Annotated in this window: 5 protein-coding genes; 3 read left to right on the top strand and 2 right to left on the bottom strand. The window is 64.0% G+C overall.

The annotated features are described in order from the left end of the window. Positions 1-234 precede the first annotated feature (234 nt). The 3 genes from M3461_21355 to M3461_21345 all read left to right on the top strand — a co-directional run bounded on the left by M3461_21355 (position 235) and on the right by M3461_21345 (position 2,386). The gene (locus tag M3461_21355) at positions 235-384 is read left to right on the top strand and encodes a hypothetical protein (protein MDQ3776712.1); all 150 of its coding nucleotides are present in this window, start codon (positions 235-237) and stop codon (positions 382-384) included. 81 nt (positions 385-465) lie between these two features. Then, positions 466-1,371, top strand: coding sequence for an alpha/beta hydrolase (locus tag M3461_21350; protein MDQ3776711.1), 906 nt, complete (start codon positions 466-468; stop codon positions 1,369-1,371). Positions 1,372-1,474: 103 nt separating this feature from the next. Continuing rightward, a complete protein-coding gene (locus M3461_21345; GenBank protein MDQ3776710.1) occupies positions 1,475-2,386 on the top strand; it encodes an alpha/beta hydrolase in 912 nt (303 codons plus the stop codon). Between the two features lie 332 nt (positions 2,387-2,718). On the opposite strand, the gene M3461_21340 is transcribed toward M3461_21345, so the two are convergent. Both M3461_21340 and M3461_21335 read right to left on the bottom strand, forming a co-directional pair. Then, on the bottom strand, positions 2,719-3,924 hold the full coding sequence (locus M3461_21340; GenBank protein MDQ3776709.1) for a tetratricopeptide repeat protein: 1,206 nt from the start codon (positions 3,922-3,924) through the stop codon (positions 2,719-2,721). 68 nt (positions 3,925-3,992) lie between these two features. Next, positions 3,993-5,168, bottom strand: coding sequence for a caspase family protein (locus M3461_21335; protein MDQ3776708.1), 1,176 nt, complete (start codon positions 5,166-5,168; stop codon positions 3,993-3,995). Positions 5,169-5,343 lie beyond the last annotated feature (175 nt).

Raw genomic sequence — 5,343 nt, 5'->3', positions numbered from 1 at the left:
ACAGCTGCCGTCGCGAGATCTCCGGCTCTGCCGACACGGCCTCGGCGATCCGAGTCAGGATCTCCTGCGAGAACGTGCGTCCGCCCATCGTAACCATGCCGCGAGTCTACGACACGGCGGGCGCTGAGTCCAGCACATGTTATGGGCAAGCTACAGCCCAGAGGGAGAGGGAGAAAAGACCGTACATGAGGGGACAGTAAGCGTTATAGGAAGATCAACGGGGAGGACATGACGATGAACATCATCAAACGGTTGAAGCGTGCTGCATGGTTCTCTTTCGAGACATTCGTCGATGCGATCATGGAACGCGGTCTCGGTGTGTACAGCTACCCGCCGGCCTTGCCTGAACCAGTGCGGACTCCCCCCGGCGTGAAATCGGCCTGATACAAACGCTCGCTGACTGCCCGGTCGGATCGCCCGGCGAGGGCGGGAAGAACCCGATTCGTGAAAGCGAGGAGATCCATCATGAACACACTTTGGTCACAACGACCTGTCCGGGCGGCGGGCGAACGTTCCACGGTGATCAGCCTACACACCGCTGTCGGCACGCCGGACCAATGGAGGCCGCTCGCCGAGCGCCTGCGCGTCCGCTACCGCGTGCTGGCGCCCGAGCTCCACGCTTATGCCGCGGGCCGCGCCTCGGGTGCGCACCAGCCACTGTCCCTGGATGCCGAGACGGCGCTGATTGAGCCCCTGCTCGATGCCTTTCCCGGCCCGGTGTACCTCGTGGGCCATGACTATGGGGCGGCGGTGGCCCTGAAGCTGGCGCACCGGCGCCGCGAGCGCATCGGGGGACTCGTGCTGTACGAGCCGACGCTCTTCGGGCTCCTGCTCGGGGACCCGGAGTCCCGGGTTGCCGCCCTGGACATCGCGGTCCTGCGGCGCGTGCTCGGGCGCTATGTCGAGGCGGGCGATTGGTTCCGGGCCGCTCTGCGTTATGTGGACCACCGCTCGGGCCCGGACGCATGGCAGGGCCTTTCCACCCAGGAGCGGGCGGCCATCGCTTGGCGCATGCCGGAGCTATGCGCGCAGCTTGACGCGCAAGTCGCGGATCGGACGCCGCTCGCCGGGTTCGCCCGGATCGACGTACCGGTACGGCTCCTGACCGGCAACCGCACGCGCGCCGCCACCGAACGCATCGCTCAGCTACTCGCGGGCACCTTGCCTCGCGCCGAGTGGCGCCGGATCGACGGCCCGGATTGGATGGGCCCGGGCTCGCGTGCCGAGGCGGTCGACCGCGAGATCGAGGGATTCCTCGCGCAACAGCAAGCGAGCTGGCACCACGATCCGGAGCCGACGGTGGCGTTCGGGCGGCCGGTATTCCGGTGTCGGCGTCACTTATGGGAACGCGCCGAGGCGGTGTCGCTGTGAGGCCTGTGTCCTGTCCTGCGGGGTCAAATGGCTACCGCTTCCGGTTCGGCGGACACAGAATAATCGTGCTCTGTCGCAGATATATTCCCGCAAGAGGAAGGAGATGAATCTAAAACGAGCGTGGATACAAATGGCTCTTCTGGCTATTTTGTGCCTTAATTGCCCAGCACCTTCCGCCCAGCTCTTAAAGCCACAGGATGTCAATAAACTGCCTGCGGCCCCCGCTGACCACAGGATTCGTTACGGCAGCGACGCTGTCCAATTTGCCGATCTGCGCTTACCAAAAGGAAAAGGCCCCTTCCCCATTGCAGTCGTGATTCACGGTGGTTGTTGGATGAAGTTTGCCGATCTACAGAACACGGCTCCACTGTGCGATGCGCTCAGACATGCCGGCATTGCAACCTGGAATATCGAATACCGCCGAGTCGACAATACAGGTGGAGGATGGCCGGGCACATTTAATGACGTTGCAGCCGCGGCAGATCACCTGAAAACAATAGCGAAGATATATGAACTTGATCTGACGCAAGTTATAGCCATCGGCCATTCCGCGGGCGGACATCTGGCATTATGGCTTGCAGCTCGACATCGCCTTCCTAAGAACAGTCCTCTCCTCGTTGAGAAACCATTACGCATCCGAGGTGCGGTCAATCTAGCAGGGCCCGCAAACCTACGCAGCTTTCCGTCGGCGCACCAGAAGCAGGTATGCGGCGATGTTCCGATTACTAAACTTGTAGGCGGGCTGCCAAGTGAATTGCCGCAAAGGTATCACGATGCTTCGCCCACTGAATTGCTGCCGCTCGGGGTCAAACAGATATTGATTACAGGTACAAAAGATTTATTAGTACCGCCAAAATACGGCAAGGAATACGAGGCCGCAGCACAACTGGCCGGCGACGAGATCGAAATGATAGAGATAGAAGATGCGGGGCATTTCGAAGTGATTGCGCCGAGCTCAACTGCATGGCCTACTGTAGAGCGGGCGGTGCAGTCTCTAGTGACGCTAAAGAGGTAAGATCATCGGAACGGTCGGGGAGATAGGTAGCAAAAAGTCCGGAGACATGGGTTACACTTTTTGTATCAGCACCGTCTCATGGGCGGTCTTTTTTTGAGCCTGAACGGATTACAGGGCTGTGGACAACAGGGAGGTTGTCCACAGACCCACAAGCCGCTCAGGGTGCGAGCAAGGTAGGGCCCGCCGTTGCGCGCCGTTTAGCCTCACCGCAGCGCATAGCGCACGCTACCTGGCCGCGCCCTCGACATGCTCCGCGAGGTACCCGTCGATTGTTTCGCCGAGCTCGGGTTTTTCCTCCTTGAGGCGCCGCAGATCGCTCTTGAGGAGCCGGACTACTCCAGGTGGTTTGGGATACTCAACGCGCGGGCCCGCGCGGCAGCGTCACGAGCGACCTCCGGTTGCTGTAAGAGGTAGGCGGTGGCAGAGACGGTCCAGTAGGCATAGCACCGCTTTGCCTCAGGCTGGCGGAGATATACCGGTCGTTCCTCGACCAGGGAGTAGAGCGCCTCCTGGTTCTTGGGCAGGGCGCTGATCTTCGGGTCGTCCAAGAGCGCGGCGAGCCGTTGGCCGGTCGCGAGCGCGCCTTCGAGGTAGCCCTGCCGGCGCTGGAGGGCAGCGATCTCGAAGTACGGCGAGAGGTACTGGCCGTCCAAGTTGATCGCGCGCTGATAGAGTTCGAGCGCCTCGCGGACATTGCCTCTCCGATCACGCACGTAGGCCAGGGTCTCGAGGTAGCGCGGATTCCAGGGCGAGAGTTGCACGGCCTCCTCGATCGGCCCCTGTGCCTCCGCGAGGTCCTCATCCTTGAGGTAGAGCGTCGCGAGGCCGAAGTGGGCCTCGGCCACGGTGGGGTCGATGGCGATGGCTTGCCGGTACTTGCCGATCGCCTCCTCGCGGCCGAGGCCGGCCCGCGCGTACAAGTTCCCGAGCATGCTCAGCGCGTGGGGGTCCTTCGCATCGATCGCGAGCAGCGATTCGAGGCGCTTCCTGATGATCTCGGGGTCGTGCTGACCCGCCGCGGCCATGCCGTAGACCTCGGTCTTGAAGCGCCCGTGCCGGGCCTCGAGGTGCAGCGGGTCGAGCTCTAGCGCCTTCTCGTAGGCGCGCTTGGCCTCCTCGATCTGGCCGACATCGAGGAAGGACTTTGCGAGCCGCACGCTGTCTTGGGCCAGCGTGGCCTTGAGCCCGCGCTCTTGCGCCGCACGCTCGAACGCCTCCTGCTGCTCCTTGAACTCCAGCTCTCGGTGGGCCAGTTCTTTCTCGTTGAAGGCGAGCGCCCTGAAGGGATAGCGGGGGGAGAAACCCTCCAAGAACATCGCCCCGGCCGCGGTCACGAGCGTCACGAGGACCGTGAGCATCGGCCAATGCTCGGACAGAAACTTGAACGCCCGCTTCCACAACGCCTCGGGTGGCCGGGCGGACGACTGCCAGTCCGCCAGCGCACTCAGCACCGCCCGCGCGATGTCCTCCGCCCGGGCGGGCGCGCCGGTCCGCCCGGTCCCCCGGCGGTCTCGCAAGCCGCCCGCGCGCCGGTCCATGCGCGGCTAGCTAGTAGCCGCCGATCGGGAACGAATGCCCCTCGACGCTGCGCATGGGGAAGATCTCTTTATGAAACTTGTCGAGCGTCAGGCGGGGCACCTCTTGGTGCACGTAGTCGCTCAGCTCGTCTATGGTGATCACCCGGTCGCGCGGTCCGTCGCGCTCGGGCCGGTCCGCCGCGCCGCGCAGTCCTTCCAGCACTGCATAAGTGAAGACCCCATGATCCCGGGTAACCCTCGAAGGCCACGTCTCTGTCGCTGGTTGCGGCCAGGACCGCCCGCCCGGTCGCGCGCATGAGGCGCGAGAGGGCGTCCTTGATATCCGGACCGCGGGTCATGGCCAGGGCCAGGTTCAGGGCTGCGCCCGCATGGCAGGTATCGAGGACCAAGACGCTCTTCTGTGCGCGGATCTTCGGCAGCAGCGCCTTCAGATAGTCCTCGGACAAACCCTGGCGGCGCAGGGCCTCCTCGTTCTCGTAGACGGTTTCCGAGGGCAGGAAGTGATAACGCCCGTCGAAGCTCCGGCCGTGCCCGGCGAGATAAAGCACGAAGACATCGCTGGGCTGAACCCGTGCGGAGAGGCGATCGAAGGCCGCCTCGATGCCCTTGCGCGTCGCCTGCTCGTCCGGCAAGACGATGACGATGCCGGGCGTGAAGAGCCCCTGTCCTTGCCGGACCAGGGTGTCGGCGAAGTCCCTGGCGTCACCCGCGGCGTGCTGGAGCGTAAGGGCCGAATCCCGGTACTTGTCGATGCCGACGGCTAGGATGTGCAGCACGGGCCGCTCGACCTGTGGGCCGCTCACCTGGATCTGGGCGCGCACGGCGGGCGAGCGGACCGCGCCGTTCTCGTTGTACACGACGGCCTCGATCTCGTTCCCGCCCGGAGCCAGAGTGAATTCCTGGCTGAAGATCCCTTGCGGCCCCCCTGCTTCCGGCAGGCGCGCCTTGGCGGGCTCGATCACGGCGCCGTTCACGCGGTACTCGACCCGGCCGACGCCCCCGCCCCGATCGTTCACCCGGAACCGCAGCCGGAAGTCGCGCCCGTTGCCCAGCGGCTCCGCGGGCGCGAGCAACTCCAGCTTGGGCGCGAGGCCGCTCGCGATGACGGCACCGAGATCACGGGTCCGGAAGCGGGCCAGCGCACCCTTCTCCTTGGCCTCGGCGATCGCCTTCTCGTTGCCGTCCAGATAAGCGGTCACGAGATCGGGCCGGTAGAAGAGATCGGCGAGCTGTGCCGCAGACACGAACTCCGCGGCCGCATCCGGCCCGCGGTTGAGATGGAAGCCGACTAGTGTAGTGTAACAATAATATCTTTACAATAAGGACTGGTTATGGTACAGTCCGTTTCATGTGGAAACCAGCCGACGTTTTGCCGATGACTGCAGAACAGAAAAGGACGTTGGAGGCGTGGATTCGGGC

Source organism: Pseudomonadota bacterium, assembly GCA_030860485.1.
Classification (GTDB): domain Bacteria; phylum Pseudomonadota; class Gammaproteobacteria; order JACCXJ01; family JACCXJ01; genus JACCXJ01.
The sequence above is the reverse complement of the archived record's forward strand: the minus strand, read 5'-3'. Positions and strand labels throughout refer to the sequence as shown.